This window comes from Syntrophomonas sp. (assembly GCF_028707975.1).
Classification (GTDB): Bacteria; Bacillota; Syntrophomonadia; order Syntrophomonadales; family Syntrophomonadaceae; genus Syntrophomonas.
Genome location: NZ_JAQVZX010000158.1, coordinates 1 through 3,136, shown reverse-complemented (window position 1 = coordinate 3,136; position 3,136 = coordinate 1). Strand labels below are relative to the sequence as shown.

General features: G+C 48.4%; 3 protein-coding genes. 2 read left to right on the top strand and 1 reads right to left on the bottom strand.

Annotation, left to right across the window (positions count from 1 at the left end; translation table 11 throughout):
• Positions 1-390 precede the first annotated feature (390 nt).
• Together PHP87_RS11605 and PHP87_RS11600 are read left to right on the top strand one after the other, a co-directional pair.
• Positions 391-975, top strand: coding sequence for a hypothetical protein (locus tag PHP87_RS11605; protein WP_299921548.1), 585 nt, complete (start codon positions 391-393; stop codon positions 973-975).
• Between the two features lie 246 nt (positions 976-1,221).
• On the top strand, positions 1,222-2,511 hold the full coding sequence (locus PHP87_RS11600; protein WP_299921546.1) for a Glu/Leu/Phe/Val dehydrogenase: 1,290 nt from the start codon (positions 1,222-1,224) through the stop codon (positions 2,509-2,511).
• Positions 2,512-2,569: 58 nt separating this feature from the next.
• Here PHP87_RS11600 and PHP87_RS11595 read toward each other — a convergent pair.
• Positions 2,570-3,136: histone deacetylase family protein (locus tag PHP87_RS11595; RefSeq protein WP_299921544.1), on the bottom strand; the 567-nt coding region annotated here is incomplete at its 5' end.

Sequence of the window (3,136 nt, the reverse complement as noted above, 5' to 3'; positions counted from 1 at the left end):
CAAACAATTTGCGATGCTGTTCATCAATATGTTCAACCCCCACGCTATACTCATCTTTCCATTTTATCATTTTCCCTTCCCCCCATATTTCTTGCATATTTTATTATTATGAGCATAGGGCCTATACTCAAGCTTTGTCAATTCCCGTTTATGCCATTCTACAGCTTTGCATCTGTCTCTACATAGTTGTTAATATCTCTCAAACCTCCGTCCAGCCACATCAGCAGCGATACAAGTATTAATGCAAAGGTGTTTATCGACTATTCCTCCAAGAAGAAAATCAATTTTACCAGGCAATTATGTTTCCCTCCAGCAGTTGGGAAGAGGAAGATGCCTGCATAGTATAGAATATTGATTTAACAAGCTTATAAGGAGAGGCAATAATTAAGGATGAAGATCGGAATCGATATAGACAATACCATCACCCACACCACGGAAATGATTTTGCATTACGCCCGGATATTCGGAGAAGAACAAAAGCTTAACACTATCCCGGATCTAAACTACTATTACCTGGAGGATGTCCTGGGCTGGGATGAGACCACCGCTGATTTGTTTCTCAACACCTATCTGGGAACCATTTACCGGGAGATGAAGCCCAAGGAAGTGGCCGTGGAAACAATAAAACACTTGAAGCAAGAGCACGAACTTATACTTATTACCTCCCGCAACCAGAATTTTCAGAAGGTGGAGCAGGTTACGATAGATTGGCTGCGGCAGTATGATATTCCCTATGATGATTTGATTTTAAATGCTACCCCCAATATGCACCACTTCAGCAAGCTGGAAGTCTGCCTGCAACATGGAGTGCAGCTTATGATTGAGGATCACCATGACCTGGCTGCAGAACTGAGCCAGGCCATGCCGGTAATCTTGTTCGATTATCCCTATAACCGTCATCTCAGTTCAGATAGTATTATTCGGGTTAGCCACTGGAATGAGGTTTTGACCTGGGTAAACAAACTTTCCCCATAGTAGGGAACGACCCCTGTGTCGTTCCGCATCAGGCGCAAACAACCCTAATAGCGTCCGAAGGCTGTGTAGGGAACGAACCCCGTGTATAGCTGTTGCCCAGCCGCATACAAAGGGATGTTCCTTTTGTTTGGTTTTATGTGTACCTGTATACTTGCCCGATTTACTTGCTGTTGCCAGCCGGGAGAGATATAATTTTGCCCAAAGATGAGAAGAAATGATTTAGCAAACAAAAATGAGGAGGACGGAATGATGGGGGATAAGATTTATAATCCTTATGAGCATGCGCAGGCGCAATTTGACCGGGTAGCGGAAATTATCGGTTTGGAGGGGGCAACACGAGAACTGCTCCGCCAACCCTTGAGAGAATACCACTTTTTGATACCGGTCAAAATGGATAACGGTAGTACCCAGGTTTTTCGTGGCTTTCGGGTTCAACATAACGATGCCCGGGGACCAGCCAAAGGCGGAATCCGTTTTCATCCCCATGAAACCGCGGACACGGTTCGGGCTCTGGCCATGTGGATGACCTGGAAATGTGCGGTAGTAGACATTCCCCTGGGCGGTGGCAAGGGCGGAATCATTTGTGACCCGCGCAACTTGAGTGATAATGAGCAGGAGAGGCTTTGCCGGGGATGGGTAAGACAGGTGGCCCGGAATGTCGGCCCCAACCTGGATGTGCCCGCACCTGATGTTATGAGCAATGCTAAGCATATGTTGTGGATGCTGGATGAATACGAAGCCATTCACGGGGGAAGGTATCCCGGCTTCATTACCGGCAAACCAGTGGGAATGGGCGGTTCCCTGGGCCGAACCGAGGCTACCGGATATGGAGTAATATATACCCTGCGTGAGGCCCTTAAAGAAAAAGGCATCAATATTGCCGCTACCACTGCCAGCATACAGGGATTCGGCAATGTAGCACAATATGCTGCTCGCCTGTACAGCGAATTGGGCGGCAAAGCTATCGCTGTATCCTGCTGGGATCATGTAGATCGCAAACCCTATACCTTCCGCAAGAAAGACGGCATAAATGTGGATGAACTCTGTGGAATTACCGATATGTACGGCGGTATTGACAAGAGCAAGGCTCAGGACCTGAGCTACGAGGTTTTGGATGGCGGGGCTTGGTTGGAGCAAGAGGTGGATATACTTATCCCTGCCGCCCTGGAGAATCAGATCACCATCGCCAATGTGGAGAAAATCAGCCCGCAGGTAAAAATTATGGTGGAAGGGGCTAACGGTCCTACTTCACCAGATGCCGATGAAGTAATCAAAAAACGGGGTATTTTTGTCATTCCTGATTTCCTGGCCAATGCCGGGGGGGTAACCTGCAGCTACTTTGAACAGGTTCAGTCCAATAGCAATTACTTCTGGGAAAAGGATGAGGTCTTAGAGAAATTGGACAGCAAAATGACCGCTGCTTTTAAAGCCGTCAGTGAATTATCCCGGCAGAGCAGCCTGTATATGCGTGATGCCGCTTATGTAATTTCCATCAACCGGGTGGCTCAGGCGGCCAGGATGCGGGGCTGGGTGTAGAACTTACCCTCACTCTTAAGAAATGTCTGGGAAGAAGCCGGAATGTAGCGAAACCGGCTTACTTCCCCTCGATACCCTGCCAGAAAGCCAGGGCCGCTTCCCCCAGAGAAATCGGGTTATATCCTCCTTCCAGAACAGCAAAGACCCGACCGGCACATTTTTCCTGGGCAAATTCCCCCAGCAGTCGCCCGATTTCGTGGTAATCCTTCGTATCCAGCAGCCTCCCCCAATCCTGGCTGTGCTGGTCAAAACCTGCTGATATACCCAGGAGATCAACTCCCCGTAGGTGAGCCAACAGCTTTTCCAATCCTTGCAAGTAATTTTGGGCATTGTCCCCATCCAGATGGTAATAGGAAAAGGCGGGACGATTATTAACATGATTATTGGTGCCATCTCCAAAATGCAAGTCGAAATCTACTACCAGGGCCGAATTAATCGTCCTCTTTTGTAATTGTTTTTCCAGCGCGATGGCAATATTATTAAAATAACAAAAGCCCCAGAACCCATCCGGGCTGGCATGGTGTCCGGGAGGACGACACAAAGCAAAGGCTGGCTCACCTGCTGCCGCCAGTTCTGCGGCCATAATAGCGGCTCCGGCAGAGAGCAGGGCCATTTCATAGACCTG

Coding starts and splice junctions, on each gene's coding strand:
- PHP87_RS11605 (WP_299921548.1), top strand. CDS start 391: ATGAAGATCGGAATCGATATAGACAATACCATCACCCACACCACGGAA.
- PHP87_RS11600 (WP_299921546.1), top strand. CDS start 1,222: ATGATGGGGGATAAGATTTATAATCCTTATGAGCATGCGCAGGCGCAA.